Annotated in this window: 13 protein-coding genes, 2 tRNA genes and 2 rRNA genes; 11 read left to right on the top strand and 6 right to left on the bottom strand. The window is 47.3% G+C overall.

Going from position 1 to position 17,796, the window contains the following annotated elements:
• Positions 1-16: 16 nt before the first annotated feature.
• From accB to cutA, 4 genes are all read right to left on the bottom strand, one after another.
• Entirely contained in the window at positions 17-475 is a 459-nt protein-coding gene (gene accB / locus D3795_RS06940; RefSeq protein WP_156267365.1) for an acetyl-CoA carboxylase biotin carboxyl carrier protein, read from the bottom strand.
• 31 nt (positions 476-506) lie between these two features.
• On the bottom strand, positions 507-971 hold the full coding sequence (gene aroQ / locus D3795_RS06935; RefSeq protein WP_156269018.1) for a type II 3-dehydroquinate dehydratase: 465 nt from the start codon (positions 969-971) through the stop codon (positions 507-509).
• Positions 972-1,116: 145 nt separating this feature from the next.
• The gene (locus D3795_RS06930; protein WP_310942427.1) at positions 1,117-2,892 is read right to left on the bottom strand and encodes a protein-disulfide reductase DsbD; all 1,776 of its coding nucleotides are present in this window, start codon (positions 2,890-2,892) and stop codon (positions 1,117-1,119) included.
• Positions 2,889-3,212 carry a divalent-cation tolerance protein CutA gene (gene cutA / locus D3795_RS06925; RefSeq protein ID WP_156267363.1) on the bottom strand — a complete coding sequence of 108 codons (324 nt, stop codon included), beginning with the start codon at positions 3,210-3,212 and terminating at the stop codon, positions 2,889-2,891. Before cutA ends, D3795_RS06930 begins: the two co-directional genes overlap by 4 nt.
• Positions 3,213-3,391: 179 nt before the next feature.
• On the opposite strand from cutA, the gene D3795_RS06920 reads away from it, so the two are divergent.
• The 3 genes from D3795_RS06920 to D3795_RS06910 all read left to right on the top strand — a co-directional run bounded on the left by D3795_RS06920 (position 3,392) and on the right by D3795_RS06910 (position 5,998).
• Positions 3,392-3,685: a co-chaperone GroES gene (locus D3795_RS06920; RefSeq protein WP_092856976.1), complete on the top strand. Its 294-nt coding sequence runs from the start codon at positions 3,392-3,394 to the stop codon at positions 3,683-3,685.
• 13 nt (positions 3,686-3,698) lie between these two features.
• Positions 3,699-5,333, top strand: coding sequence for a chaperonin GroEL (gene groL / locus D3795_RS06915; RefSeq protein WP_156267361.1), 1,635 nt, complete (start codon positions 3,699-3,701; stop codon positions 5,331-5,333).
• 152 nt (positions 5,334-5,485) lie between these two features.
• The gene (locus D3795_RS06910; protein WP_173021002.1) at positions 5,486-5,998 is read left to right on the top strand and encodes a DUF3016 domain-containing protein; all 513 of its coding nucleotides are present in this window, start codon (positions 5,486-5,488) and stop codon (positions 5,996-5,998) included.
• Positions 5,999-6,021: 23 nt separating this feature from the next.
• On the opposite strand, the gene epmB is transcribed toward D3795_RS06910, so the two are convergent.
• Positions 6,022-7,020: an EF-P beta-lysylation protein EpmB gene (epmB, locus tag D3795_RS06905; protein WP_156267357.1), complete on the bottom strand. Its 999-nt coding sequence runs from the start codon at positions 7,018-7,020 to the stop codon at positions 6,022-6,024.
• 111 nt (positions 7,021-7,131) lie between these two features.
• Here epmB and efp point away from each other — a divergent pair, with 111 nt between their 5' ends.
• From efp to D3795_RS06890, 3 genes are all read left to right on the top strand, one after another.
• Complete coding sequence (gene efp / locus D3795_RS06900; RefSeq protein ID WP_156267355.1) at positions 7,132-7,701, top strand: elongation factor P; 570 nt, start codon at positions 7,132-7,134, stop codon at positions 7,699-7,701.
• A 14-nt stretch (positions 7,702-7,715) separates the two neighbouring features.
• Positions 7,716-8,687, top strand: a complete 972-nt coding sequence (epmA, locus tag D3795_RS06895) for an elongation factor P--(R)-beta-lysine ligase (RefSeq protein ID WP_156267353.1) — start codon at positions 7,716-7,718, stop codon at positions 8,685-8,687.
• Between the two features lie 66 nt (positions 8,688-8,753).
• Positions 8,754-9,131: a MerC domain-containing protein gene (locus D3795_RS06890; protein WP_156267351.1), complete on the top strand. Its 378-nt coding sequence runs from the start codon at positions 8,754-8,756 to the stop codon at positions 9,129-9,131.
• Between the two features lie 6 nt (positions 9,132-9,137).
• On the opposite strand, the gene trmA is transcribed toward D3795_RS06890, so the two are convergent.
• A complete protein-coding gene (trmA, locus tag D3795_RS06885; RefSeq protein WP_156267349.1) occupies positions 9,138-10,238 on the bottom strand; it encodes a tRNA (uridine(54)-C5)-methyltransferase TrmA in 1,101 nt (366 codons plus the stop codon).
• Between the two features lie 224 nt (positions 10,239-10,462).
• Between trmA and D3795_RS06880 the strand changes: the two genes are divergently transcribed.
• The 5 genes from D3795_RS06880 (at position 10,463) to D3795_RS06860 (ending at position 17,713) form a co-directional block, all read left to right on the top strand.
• Positions 10,463-12,112 carry a S8 family serine peptidase gene (locus D3795_RS06880; RefSeq protein WP_156267347.1) on the top strand — a complete coding sequence of 550 codons (1,650 nt, stop codon included), beginning with the start codon at positions 10,463-10,465 and terminating at the stop codon, positions 12,110-12,112.
• Between the two features lie 442 nt (positions 12,113-12,554).
• Positions 12,555-14,098, top strand: a 16S ribosomal RNA gene (locus tag D3795_RS06875).
• A gap of 70 nt (positions 14,099-14,168) precedes the next feature.
• Positions 14,169-14,245, top strand: a tRNA-Ile gene (locus tag D3795_RS06870).
• Positions 14,246-14,408: 163 nt separating this feature from the next.
• Positions 14,409-14,484: transfer RNA gene (locus D3795_RS06865), tRNA-Ala, on the top strand.
• A 349-nt stretch (positions 14,485-14,833) separates the two neighbouring features.
• Positions 14,834-17,713: ribosomal RNA gene (locus tag D3795_RS06860) — 23S ribosomal RNA — on the top strand.
• Together the 16S and 23S rRNA genes with 2 tRNA genes alongside form the textbook arrangement of a ribosomal RNA operon.
• Positions 17,714-17,796: the final 83 nt, after the last annotated feature.

Genomic DNA, 17,796 nt, shown 5'->3' with positions numbered 1-17,796 from the left:
TCCTGTGTCGATATGCTTATTCGATGACAAACAGAGGTTGGTCAAATTCGACCGGCTCACCGTTCTCAACAAGAATTTGTTTCACCACGCCGCCTTTATCGGCTTCAATTTGGTTCATCATTTTCATTGCTTCAACAATACACAAGGTATCGCCAGCTTTCACTTGTTGACCAACGCTAACAAAATCAGCGGCACCAGGTGCTGGCGCTGCATAGAAGGTACCAACCATTGGTGATTTCACAACGTGGCCGGATAGCTCAGGTGCTGCAGGAGCTTCAGCCGCAGCTGGTGCTGCTGTCGGAGCAGGCGCTGGTGCAGCCATCATTTGCTGTGGCGCCAATTGATAGTGCATTGGCGCACTGTGACTACCGCCACGGTGAATACGTACCGACTCTTCACCTTCGGTAATTTCAAGTTCGGCAATACCCGATTCTTCAACCAGTTCGATCAGTTTTTTAATTTTACGAATATCCATGATCTATTATGACCCCAATGTTTTATGTTCGTTATTGCTTGCTTAAAAAGTGCTTCGCTGCTTGTAGCGCAAAGTCGTAACCTTGAGCACCAAACCCACAAATAACACCAACAGCAATATCTGCTAAAAAGGAATGCTGACGAAATTCTTCGCGAGCGTGAATATTGGAAAGGTGTATTTCAGTAAACGGAATTGCGACCCCAGCAAGAGCATCGCGCAACGCAATGCTAGTATGTGTATACGCGCCAGGATTAATAATGATGTAATCGACGTGTGAGGTTCGCGCTTCATGAACCCAGTCAATCAATTGATGCTCGGCGTTGGATTGCCGACAATCAAGGGTAATACCCATTGATTCAGCGTGTTCGCGTAAGCGGTGCTCAATTTTATCGAGCGTGTCGCTGCCATAGATTTCTGGCTCACGGGAACCTAACAAGTTAAGGTTAGGGCCGTTGAGTAATAGCACTCTGAATTTTTTATCGTTATTTGCTGTCATAATGCTGCGATCTGCTGCGAACGTATCAAGATTGATATTAGAGGCCATTTACAGCCTCTAATTCAACACCTAATTCAGCATTATAGTGAAAAAATGAGAATAAGCAGCAAAATACTGGTCTTATCACCGCTGTTCGCTGCAAGTTTTAACGTGTTTTTAACTCTTCTATGTGTTCGGCGAAGTTTTCTGCAGGCATAAACCCAGTAACTCGCGATCGACTTAACTCTTGTTGGTTCTTGAAGAACAAGATAGTCGGCAAGCCGAGTACTTGATATTCAGCTAGAATTGCATTGTTTGCGCTGGTGTTTGCAGTAACGTCAGCTTGCAGCAACACCACGTCAGCGGTTGCGGCAGCAACTTCTTCTGCCGAGAAAGTATCACGTTCAAACTCTTTACATGCGACACACCAATCGGCGTAAAGATCGAGCATCACAACTTTATTGTCGCTAGCTGCGGTTTCTAATTGTTGCTGAATTTCGGCCACGGAGGTTACCTGAATAAATGGTAGCGTATGATGTGATTGCGGCCACCAACTATATAAGAGAACACCACTGATGATGAGCCACGCAGCAGCAAACCTAGCAGCTGCCTTTTTCGAGAGTTCACGCATGTCTGCTTGAATAAGGTAGATAGCGCTCAATGCAATAAATGCCACCCACAACCAATCAGCTACTGCGTATGGAATGAGTCGCTCGATCAGTACAATAGCAACGCCTAACAACACCACACCAAATACGCGTTTGATGGTATTCATCCACGCACCAGCCTTTGGTAACAGTTTGCCACCGGTTACACCGAAGGCTAATAGTGGTAAGCCCATGCCAACACTTAAGGCATAAAGTACTGCTGCGCCGATGGTTAAATCGCCAGACTGTGCAATAAACAGCAGAACGCCGGATAATGGCGCTGTGGTGCAAGGTGATGCAATCAGCCCCGAAATCGCACCCATCGTAAAGACACTTCGATGTGCACCGCCGCGTTGTGATTGGCTCAACTCGTTTAAGTAGTTGTGCCAACGCTGAGGTAACTGCAGGGTGTAGGCACCCAACATACTCAAGGCCAACAGCACAAATACAATGGCTAAGGTGATGAGAATTGCAGGGTGTTGCAACATGGCTTGATAGCGCAAGCCAGCAAGCGCGACAACAACGCCTAGTACGGAATAAGTAATCGCCATACCCTGCACGTAGGCGAGGCTTAAGGTGAAGGCGCGTCGTGTACTTAATTGCTTCGGCTGGTTAGTACTGGCACCGGTTTGCCCCATAATGATTGCAGAAATAATCGGGTACATCGGCAACACGCAAGGGGTAAATGCTAAGCCAATACCAAGCACAACAAACAGCAGTAATACTAACCATAGCGGCTTTTCAATAATGGTATCAAAAAAAGTCGATGATGTGGTTTGTTGCGAATTCTCGGCGACTTGCTGAAAATCAATGGCTACTGAGCCATCGCCTTTTACGGCACTGAGATAAATGGTCTTTTCGGTTGGCGGATAACATAAACCAGCATCGGCACAACCTTGATACGAAATTGTGAACGCTTGATCAGGGCTTGCTTGGCTTAAATTATAGGTGAGCTCGACATAATCACGATAAACAATCGTTTCGCCGAAGAACTCATCAAAATGCGCCTCACCTTCAGGTAGCTGTGGTTCTTCTTTTAATTGGACCGGTGTTTTGACGACAAAGCGATGCTGATACATATAGTAACTATCAGCAATCTCCCAACTTATTGTAAGCTTATCGCCTTGCTGTCGAAAATCGAACTGAAATGCTTCATCAACCGGCAAAAACTGATTTTGCTGTGCAAACGGGTCATCCTGCCCCAATTCAAACTGCGCTTGTGCAAAAACGGCAGATGTAAGCGACATCCATAACGCAAATATCATAACAAAGCTTCGATACCACATTGGCTTCATGATTGGGTGACCTGTGTAATCCAGTTTAGATAGCTTTCAGAGCCTTCAGTAATGGCTAAAGCGACAATTTCAGGAACATCGTACGGGTGCGCAGTTTGAATGAGTTCAAACAGTGCATCAAGTGAACCGACCGTTGTTTTGATTTGCAGCAAAACTTCTTCATCGGCATGAATGTGATCGTCCCACCAATACATCGAGGTTGATGGTGCAGAGATATTCACACATGCCGCATAGCGCGCTCGCAGTATCTTATCGGCAAGCGCCTTGGCAACATGTTTATCTGGACAACTACAAATCACTAAACGATGTTCTGTCGTCATACATACACCTGTACGTTAAATTTTGGTCAGTATACGAAAACAAAAAAAATTTATCAGAAAACCTTGATATCAATTTTTTATCCCCCATAACAGGGGGCACAACACATTTTTTAACAGCTTCAGCTCATCTCTGAAGCATAGTTATCAACCACAACCATTAGGTTTAGGAGTTATCAACGATGAAACTTCGTCCTTTACATGATCGTGTGATCATCAAACGCTCTGAAGCAGAAACCAAATCTGCAGGCGGTATCGTGCTGACTGGTTCAGCAGCAGAGAAATCGACGCGCGGTGAGGTTGTTGCAGTAGGCAATGGTCGCATCTTGGATAACGGTGACGTGAAAGCTTTGGATGTCAAAGTAGGCGACAGCGTATTATTCAACGAAAGCTATGGCGTGAAAACGCAAAAGATTGACGGTGAAGAATACCTGATCATGTCTGAATCAGACATTTTAGCGATTATCGAAGCTTAAGAGGGAAACGAACATGGCAGCTAAAGAAGTTAAGTTTGGTAACACAGCGCGTCAGCGCATGTTAAAAGGCGTCAACATTCTAGCCGACGCAGTAAAAGTAACCTTGGGCCCTAAAGGTCGTAACGTTGTTTTAGAAAAATCATTTGGCGCACCTTTGATCACCAAAGATGGTGTATCGGTAGCGAAAGAAATTGAGCTTGAAGACAAGTTCGAGAATATGGGCGCACAAATGGTGAAAGAAGTTGCGTCAAAAGCTAACGATGAAGCGGGTGACGGTACGACGACTGCAACCGTATTAGCGCAAGCCATTGTCAACGAAGGTTTGAAAGCAGTTGCCGCTGGCATGAACCCAATGGATTTGAAGCGCGGTATCGATAAAGCGGTTATCGCAGCGGTAGAAGAATTGAAAGCCTTGTCGCAGCCGTGCAACAACTCAAAAGCAATCGCGCAAGTTGGTACTATCTCTGCCAACTCGGATAGCACTATTGGTGAAATCATTGCTCAAGCAATGGACAAAGTTGGCCAAGAAGGTGTTATCACCGTTGAAGAAGGCCAAGCCTTGCAAGACGAGCTTGATGTTGTTGAAGGGATGCAGTTTGACCGTGGCTATTTGTCACCATACTTCATCAACAACCAAGAGAACGGTACCGTTGAACTGGAAAGTCCGTTCATCCTATTGGTTGACAAGAAAATCTCAAACATTCGCGAATTGCTTCCTGTATTAGAAGGCGTTGCGAAATCAGGTAAGCCATTGTTAATCATCGCTGAAGACGTTGAAGGCGAAGCGTTGGCAACCTTGGTTGTGAACAACATGCGCGGTATCGTGAAAGTTGCTGCGGTTAAAGCACCTGGTTTCGGTGATCGCCGTAAAGCCATGTTGCAAGATATCGCGGTACTAACTGGCGGTAACGTTATTTCTGAAGAAATCGGCATGGAGCTTGAGAAAGCTCAGCTAGACGACCTTGGTACTGCGAAGCGTGTGGTGATTAACAAAGATAACACCACCATTGTTGATGGCAGCGGTGATCAGGCATCAATTGAAGGCCGCGTGACGCAAATTCGTCAGCAAATTGAAGAAACTTCTTCTGATTATGACCGTGAAAAACTGCAAGAGCGTTTGGCGAAATTGGCCGGCGGCGTAGCAGTAATCAAAGTTGGCGCTGCCACTGAAATGGAAATGAAAGAGAAGAAAGCACGCGTTGAAGACGCGTTGCATGCAACTCGCGCAGCAGTTGAAGAAGGTGTGGTACCTGGTGGCGGTGTCGCGCTAGTGCGTGCGGCAAGCAAACTTGCGGACTTACGTGGCGACAACGAAGACCAAAACGTTGGTATTAAATTGGCATTACGCGCGATGGAAGCACCACTTCGCCAAATCTCAACCAACGCTGGCGCAGAAGCATCAGTGGTTGCGAACAACGTGAAGAACGGTGAAGGTAACTACGGATACAACGCTGGCCAAGATGTTTATGGCGACATGCTTGAAATGGGTATTTTGGATCCAACCAAAGTAACGCGTTCAGCATTGCAGTTCGCTTCATCAGTCGCTGCGTTGATGATTACCACCGAAGCGATGATTGCGGAAATACCAAAAGACGAGCCAGCTGCACCAGACATGGGTGGCATGGGCGGAATGGGCGGCATGATGTAAGCCGACCTGCTCGTTGAGCAAATGGAAAAGGAAGCACCTCGGTGCTTCCTTTTTTGTTTTAAGGCTGTCACGAAACTCAGCGATCTAGCGTCTATACTACTGTAAGCACAGAATTTAAAGCACACGAATCCATGTGCGAAATGGAGGTAAGAATGAAAACGTCCGTATTGAATCTTGCAATTGTTGCTACATTATTTGCTGGCGCAGCCAATGCGGCTGAGGTTTCGGTGAAGTGGGGTGAAGTAAAGTCATTTACTGATTTTGAAGCTGTGAACGAGTTGAAGAGCCGATTTGAAGAGCGAACCAAGGCAAACTTTACCGAATATGTTGAGGCATTAGGTCAAAAGCTACCTGAACAAAATAAACTCCAGGTTACCTTCAACGATGTTGACCTTGCGGGACGAGTTGAGCCAACGTTTGGGGCAACCAGCAGCGCGTTTCAACGTATTCTTGATGATATTTCGTATCCGCATTTAGTCATTTCATATAAATATACGGATGCGCAAGGTAGCGTCCTTAGTGAAGCGGAAAACGTCGAGTTAAAATCACTGGCGCCACCGCGTAACATTCGAAATGTCATGGGCTCTAGTCGTGATGCGCTCTATTTTGAAAAGGAGCTTCTGCAAGATTGGTTTCGTGAAACGTTCCCAGATGCTGCAGATTAACTCGCATACATTGCCGGCAACAACTAAAGCGGTGTTTTGCTTGCTTCGCCGGCAATTTCACGAACTAACTTAGGTACCAGAAAACCAGGTAAACGAGCTCGCAGCTGTTGTTCAAGTTCGCGAGCTCGCTCATCACTTATCGCAAAATGACTCGCACCAGCAACTTTGTCGAGTTGATGTAAATAGTAGGGAATAACTTTCGCATCAAAAAGCGCTTCGCTTAAATCGGCAAGTGTATCCGCTGAATCGTTAACGCCAGCTAATAAGACACTTTGATTCAATAGCGTAATGTCGTGTTGAGCCCAACGCGCTAAAGCACCTTTCAATGTATTTGTAACCTCGTGCGGATGATTCGCGTGAATGACTAAAATGGTTTGTAACCGACTCACCTGCAATCGCCTCGCGAGCTCTTCCGTCAAACGCGACGGTAGCACGACTGGTAAACGACTATGAATGCGCAACCGCTTAAGTTGCGGCAATGCTTCGAGTGCCGTAATCACCTTAAACAGCTGGTCGTCATTCGCCATCAGTGGGTCGCCGCCACTCAAAATCACTTCATTGATTGCTTCATCCGATTGAATGAGCTCAACCAATTGTTGCAACTGAGTGCGACCGAAATGGTGGTCTTGGTACGGGAAATGACGCCGAAAGCAGTAACGGCAATTAATCGCACAGCCACCTCGTAAAATAACAAGGACACGCGATTTGTATTTATGCAAAATGCCCGCGTGGTCACCGCTTTGTTCTTCTAACGGATCGGCAACAAAACCTTCCTTTTGCTCAAACTCAGCTTGATTAGGCATCACTTGAAGCAAAAGTGGGTCGTGAATATCGCCGGGTTTCATCAAGCTCGCAAAATAGCGCGTAATGCGCAGCGGGAATAATTCCCGAGCGGTTTGGTTTTGCGCAGTCCAGCTTTCAGGCAGACGTAAAAAGGCACCCAACTCGGTTGGGTCTGATATCGATTGTGCTAACTCTTGCTGCCACTGTGGTCGGACAGAGATGATATTCAAACTCGACACAGGCTTCCTGTAAAATTGTTGCGTGACGCGAATTATTTTACCTGAAAATTGCTGCGTTATGGTTTATTATTGCCCGCGAAATCGCTTAATTTGAAAGCATATGAGGAAGCTATGGCGAATTACAGCACAAATGAATTCAAAGCTGGGTTAAAAATCATGCAAGATGGTGAGCCATGTAACATCATCGAAAATGAAGTTGTTAAACCCGGTAAAGGGCAAGCGTTTAACCGCGTAAGAATCCGCAAACTAATTAGTGGTAAAGTGGTTGAGAAAACCTTCAAGTCAGGTGAATCGGTTGAAGGTGCAGACGTTGTTGATATGGAATTAGCCTATTTGTACAACGATGGTGAATTCTGGCACTTCATGAACAATGAAACATTCGAGCAATTAGCTGCTGATGCGAAAGCGGTTGGCGATTCAACCAAGTGGTTGGTGGAACAAGATACTTGTACACTAACATTGTGGAACGGTAACCCGATTGCGGTAACACCACCAAACTTTGTTGAATTAGAAATTGTTGAAACTGATCCGGGCTTAAAAGGTGACACTGCAGGTACTGGTGGTAAACCAGCAACCTTAAGCACTGGCGCTGTGGTTCGTGTACCGCTTTTCGTCCAAACTGGCGAAGTGGTAAAAGTAGACACGCGCTCAGGCGAGTACGTATCACGCGTTCAAAAATAAGTTGTTACTGAAATATGCAGCTCACTGATCATTGGCAACCAAGCGCTTCGCTTGATGTTTTGCGACAGCGAGCTGCATTGTTTCAAACCATTCGTAATTTTTTCCAGCAACGAGATGTGCTTGAAGTCGATACACCAATACTCGGTCGATTCGGCGTAACCGATTTACATCTTGAAAATCTCGAGACCACGATCAGTTGTTTTCCTCACCAGCGTTTTCAGTTACAGACGTCGCCTGAATATGCAATGAAGCGATTGCTTGCTGCACATGGCCAATCCATTTATCAACTCGGTAAAGTGTTTCGTGATGACGAAGTAGGACGTTTCCACAATCCAGAGTTCACCATGTTGGAGTGGTATCGCATTAACTTCACCATGCAAGACTTAATCGATGAAGTTGTGACCTTACTCCGCGATGTCCTCGGTGCACGAGAGGTTCATCAAACCACCTACAACGCCTTGTTTCTAAAACACTTGAATCTAGATCCGTTAAACGCTTCCGTCGAAGAACTCCAAAACTGTCTCATTAAAGATGAACGCATTGCTGATTTAGTCAAACGTGAAACAGATAAGGATACGTTGCTCCAACTTGCCATGTCGTTGGTAATCGAACCGCAATTGAATAAGTCAGCTATTACCGTTGTCGAGCGTTTTCCGGCCAGCCAAGCGGCGTTAGCGCAACTCGATACAGAAGATGAACGTATGGCTCTGCGCTTCGAAGTGTACGTGGGTGGTATCGAATTAGCGAATGGCTATCAGGAGTTAACGCATGCACAGCACCAGCAACTTAGGTTTGATCAAGATAACCATCTCAGAAAGCAATTCGGAAAAGAAACAAAACCAGCTGATTTTCGCTTATTAAAGGCGCTTGATGCAGGCATGCCGAATTGTTCAGGGGTGGCACTCGGTTTCGATCGTTTGTTAATGCTCGTCACCGGTATTTCTGATATTCGTCAAGTTTTACCTTTCCCCATCTCTTGCGCTTAAAACCGGTAATGTTATACTATAACACTCTTAACTGAGTTGTAGGTTTGACTAAAAGTAGGCGAAGAAATGACACAGCGTTCATTAGACAAAACAGGTATGTGGGTCACCACGTTGTGTGCGTTGCACTGCTTGTTGCTGCCTGTCATTCTGCCAATGCTATCACTGATAGGTTTGTCATTTATTGGTGAAGAATTGCTCGAGCGAGTTATTTTAGGAACCAGCATTGCACTTGGTTTAGTTGCGCTAATTAGCGGTATTCGTAAACATGCACGATTTTATCCGTTAATATTATTAATAGCTGGCGGTTTCATTTACTGGCATAAAGATAGTCTTGGTGAAATGGGCGAACCGATCATTATCCTTCTGGGCGCTAGCCTGATCGTCGCTGCTCACTGGGTGAATTTGCGCTTGGTTCGCTCAACCGACTTCCTTACTACCGCCTAATTTTTCTCAACGCTTTTTTTTGAGTAATACACCAGCTTCCATGTGGTGTGTATATGGGAACTGATCAAAAAACGCGGCGCGAGAAACTTCATGAGAGCTTTGAAGCGACTTTAAGTTTTCGACTAACGTTTCTGGGTTACACGAGATATAAACAATCGAATCGTAGTTTCTTACGAGTTCAACGGTATCGGCATCTAGACCAGCCCGCGGCGGATCTACCAGTACCGTGCGACAGTCAAATTGCTCCAGTTCTGCTTCATTCGCACGCCGAGATTCCTTTTCACCTGCCATTACTGCACTAAAGTCTTCGGCGGACATACGTACAATAGTAACGTTGTTTATATTATTCACCTCACAGTTATAGCGCGCCGAATTAACCGACGTTTTACTAATTTCAGTTGCAAGAACGCGATTAAAATTCTGAGCCAATGGAAGACTGAAATTTCCGTTACCACAGTAGAGCTCTAATAAATCGCCTTCGCTATCTTTGGTTGCATTTAGTGCCCAACTGACCATGTGCTGATTTACTGCCGCATTTGGCTGAGTAAAGCTATTTTCAACCTGCTGGAAGCGATATGGTTTGTCGTCAATGACTAAGGTTTCTAAAACCCAGTCTTGGTCCAAACATATTTTTTGCTTTTTGGCTCGCCCGACAATTTCGATCTTTCCAAATTTACTCAGATTTTTTTTCAATTCACGAGCTTCGTGCTGCCAACTTTCATCGAGTTGCCGATGATAAATGAGAGATATCAGCGCTTCGTTGGTGGTGGTTGTCAGAAATTCAACTTGAAAAAGCTTTTGTCGCAAAGTTGGACGCTCGCGCACATAGTCGAGTATTGCTGGCATCAATTCGTTGATAAGTTGGTTGGCGACAGGGAATACATCGACACGTATTTTCTCTCGTGTCTCTGGATTAAACATAATGTAGAACAAATCATCACCATCATGCCAAACCCGAAACTCTGCACGCATCCGATAGTGAGTCGTTGGCGACGCATAGACATCAATATTTGACACTGAAAAAGGTGCAAGCATCGACTTCAGGAGTTGCTCTTTCTCTGAAAGTTGCGCCTGGTAGTTGTCAGAATCGATTGCTAGATGCGTCATAAAATTCCCTAAGTGCGTGTCTTCTATATGCGGACGAGCGCGAATTGTAACGATAGAACTTAAAATGTCCACCGAAGTTATAATCAAGCAACTTTACAAATTATTCACAGTATGACATTGCGCATACGATCAAAATGCTACATTATGACCCACTGTGGCGATAAAAAATAACCAGCCGCAAATGAACAACACATTAGAAAGTATAATAAAAAAGGGTCAAATCCATGTCGAACACCACTAAAAATAGTGCGCTAGTTTTAGCGGCGTTGTCGCTTGCTATCAGCACAGCTGTACACGCCCATGGGCCAGCTCATGCCAATAATGAAAAAGAACGGGTTATTGTTGAATTCAAGCCTGGGTCACAACATCTGATTGAAGCGTTCCTGCATCTTGACGACGACGGTTTACTAGATCCACCTGACGATAATGATGGTGGTGGCGGTTCCGACAACAAGGTACTGTATCGCTACGATCGCTTTAACGCTATGGCGCTTCAAGTACCTCATTCTGCAATTCACGGACTAATGAACAACCCGAACGTTGTCAGCGTTACTCCAGATGAAAAGCGTTTCGTACAAAATACTCAGTGGGAGCCAGGCAAGCCTTACGGTATTGAGATGGTCCAAGCTGATTTAGTGTCAGATGCTGCGGCAGGTACACGTAAAGTATGTATCATCGACTCAGGTTACGACATGGGTCACCCAGATTTACAAACATCTGGTGTAACCGGTGTTAACGATGCTGGTACTGGTACTTGGTATACCGATGAAAACGGTCACGGCACACACGTTGCTGGTACAATCGCCGCATTATCAAATGGTGAAGGCGTCGTTGGCGTGATGCCAAACGGCAATGTGAACTTACACATTGTGAAAGTATTCTCAGCGTCGGGCTGGGCATATTCATCTTCATTAATGGCTGCAGCTGAGCAGTGTGCTGATTACGGTGCAAACGTTATCAACATGAGCTTAGGTGGTTCACGTGCTAACCGCAGTGAAGAGCAAGCTTTCGCTCAGTTAAATGCAGCAGGCATTCTAAGTATCGCTGCAGCTGGTAACGATGGTAATACCCGCCATTCATATCCTGCTTCTTATGATGCAGTTGTTTCTGTTGCAGCGGTTGATGCCAATGAGCAGCACGCATCATTCTCACAGCAAACTGACCAAGTCGAACTTGCTGGTCCAGGTGTCAGCGTACTTTCTTCTGTGCCTCGTGGTATGGGTGAGAAGGTGACTGTAACTGTAGCTGGTAGTGCTGTTGAAGCGACGGGTATGGAAGGTACTGCGCGCGTTGAAAATACCGGTGCTTTATCAAACTGTGGTATCGGAGACGCACCATGTGCTGATGCTGCTGGTAAAGTATGTTTAATTGAGCGCGGCGTTATCTCGTTTGCCGAAAAAGTACAAGCTTGTGAAGCAGGCGGTGGTGTTGGCGCTATTATCTATAATAACGAGCCAGGTATGCTATTAGGTACTCTAGGTACTTATCAGTCAAGCATCCCAGCAGTAGGTATTAGTGATACCGATGGTGCTGCGTTAGTCAATCAAATTGGCGCGAGCACAACAGTTGGCGTAGTTGACAGTGACTGGGCCTTCTTCGATGGTACTTCAATGGCAACGCCACACGTTGCTGGTGTAGCTGCGTTGGTATGGTCTCATCATACAACTTGTAGTAACAATGACATTCGTAACGCACTAGCTGCCACCGCTAAAGATTTGGGTGCGGCAGGACGCGATACAATGTATGGCCATGGTCTTGTCCAAGCGAAAGCTGCAGTTGATTACTTAACAGCAAATGGCTGTGGTGGTTCAACGGGCGGCGATACCGGTGGTGACACTGGTGGCTCACCTGGCAAAGGTGGCCCGAAAAAATAATTAAGGCTGTTATTTCTTTAAAAAGCTCGCTTCGGCGAGCTTTTTTTATACGCTTCGTTCATAAAATCGGCAGTTGGCAAAAAAACACATAAAAATGTCAAAAAGGCGCTTGACGCGGCCAGTTAAATCTCTAAAATGCGCCCCACGCTTGAGGCAGACAACGAAGTCGCCAAAAGCAGATGTTTTGAGTCAGAAAAAATTTCGCCGAAAGGCTTGACACAAAACGCCAAGGCTGTAGAATGCGCAGCCTCGCTCAACGCAGCGAAACGTTCTTTAACAATATACCAAGCCAAGCAAACTGTGTGGGCACTTACCGGATTCAGGCAGAGAAAGCATCTTCGGATGCAAAAAAGTATCTTCGGATACACCTGACTGATTGGAAAAGTGCTTAACAAATTAAGATTTATTAAGTCATTGATTCAATGGGTCGATTAAACACTTTAAACTGAAGAGTTTGATCATGGCTCAGATTGAACGCTGGCGGCAGGCCTAACACATGCAAGTCGAGCGGCAGCGGGGAGTAGCTTGCTACTTTGCCGGCGAGCGGCGGACGGGTGAGTAATGCTTGGGAACTTGCCTTTAGGAGGGGGATAACCACGGGAAACTGTGGCTAATACCGCATAATGTCTACGGACCAAAGCAGGGGCTCTTCGGACCTTGCACCTAGAGATAGGCCCAAGTGAGATTAGCTAGTTGGTGGGGTAAAGGCCCACCAAGGCGACGATCTCTAGCTGTTCTGAGAGGATGATCAGCCACACTGGGACTGAGACACGGCCCAGACTCCTACGGGAGGCAGCAGTGGGGAATATTGCACAATGGGGGAAACCCTGATGCAGCCATGCCGCGTGTGTGAAGAAGGCCTTCGGGTTGTAAAGCACTTTCAGTGGTGAGGAAGGATGTAAGATTAATACTCTTGCATATTGACGTTAGCCACAGAAGAAGCACCGGCTAACTCCGTGCCAGCAGCCGCGGTAATACGGAGGGTGCAAGCGTTAATCGGAATTACTGGGCGTAAAGCGTACGTAGGCGGCTTGTTAAGCAAGATGTGAAAGCCCCGGGCTCAACCTGGGAATGGCATTTTGAACTGGCAGGCTCGAGTTCTGAAGAGGGTGGTAGAATTTCCTGTGTAGCGGTGAAATGCGTAGATATAGGAAGGAATACCGGTGGCGAAGGCGGCCACCTGGTCAGAAACTGACGCTGAGGTACGAAAGCGTGGGGAGCAAACAGGATTAGATACCCTGGTAGTCCACGCCGTAAACGATGTCAACTAGTTGTTCGTGTCATAAACGATGTGAGTAACGCAGCTAACGCACTAAGTTGACCGCCTGGGGAGTACGGCCGCAAGGTTAAAACTCAAATGAATTGACGGGGGCCCGCACAAGCGGTGGAGCATGTGGTTTAATTCGATGCAACGCGAAGAACCTTACCATCCCTTGACATCCAGTGAATTTTCTAGAGATAGATTAGTGCCTTCGGGAACACTGAGACAGGTGCTGCATGGCTGTCGTCAGCTCGTGTTGTGAGATGTTGGGTTAAGTCCCGCAACGAGCGCAACCCTTATCCTTAGTTGCCAGCGCGTAAAGGCGGGAACTCTGGGGAGACTGCCGGTGATAAACCGGAGGAAGGTGGGGACGACGTCAAGTCATCATGGCCCTTACGGGATGGGCTACACACGTGCTACAATGGCGCGTACAATGGGAAGCTAACTCGCGAGAGTGTGCGGATCTCAAAAAGCGCGTCGTAGTCCGGATTGGAGTCTGCAACTCGACTCCATGAAGTCGGAATCGCTAGTAATCGTGGATCAGAATGCCACGGTGAATACGTTCCCGGGCCTTGTACACACCGCCCGTCACACCATGGGAGTGGGCTGCACCAGAAGTAGATAGCTTAACCTTCGGGAGGGCGTTTACCACGGTGTGGTTCATGACTGGGGTGAAGTCGTAACAAGGTAGCCGTAGGGGAACCTGCGGCTGGATCACCTCCTTATGAAAAAGCCTTGAAGAAGATAAGTGCTCACACAGATTGCCTGGTTTGGTAGAAGTAACGGATAGAAACTGGGTCTGTAGCTCAGCTGGTTAGAGCGCACCCCTGATAAGGGTGAGGTCGGTAGTTCAAGTCTACTCAGACCCACCACTTCTGCGGTTATGCTGCGTTGGAAAGCCACTCACATACTGATGTATGCTTCGTGCCTTCCCGCCTTGCCTAACCTTGAAGTTAGTCTTATCGGTTTGTTGTGTTTGGTTTGGTTTGGTTGTTGTTTGACGAACAACGAATAACCAATAACGAACAACGAAACGGGGCCATAGCTCAGCTGGGAGAGCGCCTGCCTTGCACGCAGGAGGTCAGCGGTTCGATCCCGCTTGGCTCCACCACTTCAACGTTATGCTGCGTTGGAAAGGCACTCACATACTAATGTATGCTTCGCGGCTTCCCGCCTTGCCTAACATTGAAGCAAGTTTCTGGCTTGGTTTTGGTTTTTCGAATAACGAATAACCAATCACGAATAACGATTTCTATCCAAGGTTAGCGATAAACATTCTTACGAGAATAGTTATCAGTAACCTGATGTTACGACGCTCTTTAACAATATGAACAAGCTGATTGTAATAAAGTAATGAAATGCCACTCTACTTGAAACACCATTTTGGTAGAGGCGTATCGAACTTGTGTACAGCATAGAGAACAGCCCATGCGATTCGAATAAACATTTTCGGGTTGTATGGTTAAGTGACTAAGCGTAGACGGTGGATGCCTAGGCAGTTGGAGGCGATGAAGGACGTACTAACTTGCGATAAGCCATGATGAGGCAGTAAGAGCCGTTATAGTCATGGATTTCCGAATGGGGAAACCCACTGAGCTTGCTCAGTATCCTTAGGTGAATACATAGCCTAAGGAAGCGAACCCGGAGAACTGAAACATCTAAGTACCCGGAGGAAAAGAAATCAACCGAGATTTCCCTAGTAGCGGCGAGCGAACGGGAAGTAGCCCTTAAGCAATCATAGTTTTAGTGGAACAAGCTGGAAAGCTTGACGATACAGGGTGATAGTCCCGTACACGACGAAGCGATGAATGTGAAAACGAGTAGGTCGGGACACGTGTTATCTTGACTGAATATGGGGGGACCATCCTCCAAGGCTAAATACTCCCAACTGACCGATAGTGAACCAGTACCGTGAGGGAAAGGCGAAAAGAACCCCGGCGAGGGGAGTGAAATAGAACCTGAAACCGTCTACGTACAAGCAGTAGGAGCCCTTCGAGGGTGACTGCGTACCTTTTGTATAATGGGTCAGCGACTTATATTTTGTAGCAAGGTTAACCGTATAGGGGAGCCGTAGGGAAACCGAGTCTTAACTGGGCGTTTTAGTTGCAAGGTATAGACCCGAAACCGGGCGATCTATCCATGAGCAGGTTGAAGATTGAGTAACATCAATTGGAGGACCGAACCCACATCTGTTGAAAAAGATGGGGATGACTTGTGGATCGGAGTGAAAGGCTAATCAAGCCCGGAGATAGCTGGTTCTCCCCGAAATCTATTTAGGTAGAGCCTCGGACGAATACCACTGGGGGTAGAGCACTGTTTGGGCTAGGGGGTCATCCCGACTTACCAACCCCATGCAAACTCCGAATACCAGTGAGTACTATCCGGGAGACACACGGCGGGTGCTAACGTCCGTCGTGAAGAGGGAAACAACCCAGACCGCCAGCTAAGGTCCCAAAGTCATGGCTAAGTGGGAAACGATGTGGGAAGGCTCAGACAGCTAGGAGGTTGGCTTAGAAGCAGCCATCCTTTAAAGAAAGCGTAATAGCTCACTAGTCGAGTCGGCCTGCGCGGAAGATGTAACGGGGCTAAGCCATGCACCGAAGCTGCGGCAGCAACGATGTTGCTGGGTAGGGGAGCGTTCTGTAAGCCGTTGAAGGTGTGTTGAGAAGCATGCTGGAGGTATCAGAAGTGCGAATGCTGACATGAGTAACGATAATGGGGGTGAAAAACCCCCACGCCGGAAGACCAAGGTTTCCTATCCCATGCTAATCAGGGTAGGGTAAGTCGGCCCCTAAGGCGAGGCCGAGAGGCGTAGTCGATGGGAATCAGGTTAATATTCCTGAACCGACATGTACTGCGATGGGGGGACGGAGAAGGCTAGGCAAGCCGGGTGTTGGTTATCCCGGTGAAAGTATGTAGGTTGGTTGCTTAGGAAAATCCGGGCGACTAAGACTGAGATACGAGACGAGCATCCACGGATGCGAAGTTGTTGATGCCCTGCTTCCAGGAAAAGCCTCTAAGCTTCAGGTACATGTTGACCGTACCCGAAACCGACACAGGTGGTCAGGTAGAGAATACTAAGGCGCTTGAGAGAACTCGGGTGAAGGAACTAGGCAAAATAGTACCGTAACTTCGGGAGAAGGTACGCCAGAGCTAGTGAACCCCTTGCGGGGGGAGCTGGAGCTGGCCGCAGTGACCAGGTGGCTGGGACTGTTTATTAAAAACACAGCACTCTGCAAAATCGAAAGATGACGTATAGGGTGTGACACCTGCCCGGTGCCGGAAGGTTAATTGATGGGGTTAGCGTAAGCGAAGCTCTTGATCGAAGCCCCGGTAAACGGCGGCCGTAACTATAACGGTCCTAAGGTAGCGAAATTCCTTGTCGGGTAAGTTCCGACCTGCACGAATGGTGTAACCATGGCCACGCTGTCTCCACCCGAGACTCAGTGAAATTGAAATCGCCGTGAAGATGCGGTGTACCCGCGGCTAGACGGAAAGACCCCGTGAACCTTTACTACAGCTTGGCACTGAACATTGAACCTCCATGTGTAGGATAGGTGGGAGGCTATGAAGCGTTGGCGCTAGTTGACGTGGAGCCATCCTTGAAATACCACCCTTGTATGTTTGATGTTCTAACTTAGGTCCCTTATCGGGATCGAGGACAGTGCCTGGTGGGTAGTTTGACTGGGGCGGTCTCCTCCCAAAGAGTAACGGAGGAGCACGAAGGTTGGCTAAGTACGGTCGGACATCGTACGGTTAGTGTAATGGCACAAGCCAGCTTAACTGCGAGACAGACACGTCGAGCAGGTGCGAAAGCAGGTCATAGTGATCCGGTGGTTCTGAATGGAAGGGCCATCGCTCAACGGATAAAAGGTACTCCGGGGATAACAGGCTGATACCGCCCAAGAGTTCATATCGACGGCGGTGTTTGGCACCTCGATGTCGGCTCATCACATCCTGGGGCTGTAGTCGGTCCCAAGGGTATGGCTGTTCGCCATTTAAAGTGGTACGCGAGCTGGGTTTAGAACGTCGTGAGACAGTTCGGTCCCTATCTGCCGTGGGCGTTTGAGAGTTGAGAGGGGTTGCTCCTAGTACGAGAGGACCGGAGTGAACGAACCTCTGGTGTTCGGGTTGTCACGCCAGTGGCACTGCCCGGTAGCTATGTTCGGAATCGATAACCGCTGAAAGCATCTAAGCGGGAAGCGAGCCTCAAGATAAGCTCTCACTGACATGTAATTGTCCTGAAGGGTTGTTGGAGACTACAACGTTGATAGGCGGGGTGTGGAAGCGTAGTAATGCGTTGAGCTAACCCGTACTAATTGCCCGTGAGGCTTAACCATACAACACCGAAGGTGTTTATGGCTGTAAGCCAAGGCACAAGTTCGAGCTTTTACCAAAGAATGGCTCTGTAGAGTGGTTCATT

The organism is Pseudidiomarina andamanensis (assembly GCF_009734345.1).
GTDB lineage: Bacteria > Pseudomonadota > Gammaproteobacteria > Enterobacterales > Alteromonadaceae > Pseudidiomarina > Pseudidiomarina andamanensis.
This window is presented reverse-complemented; position numbering and strand designations above follow the sequence as displayed.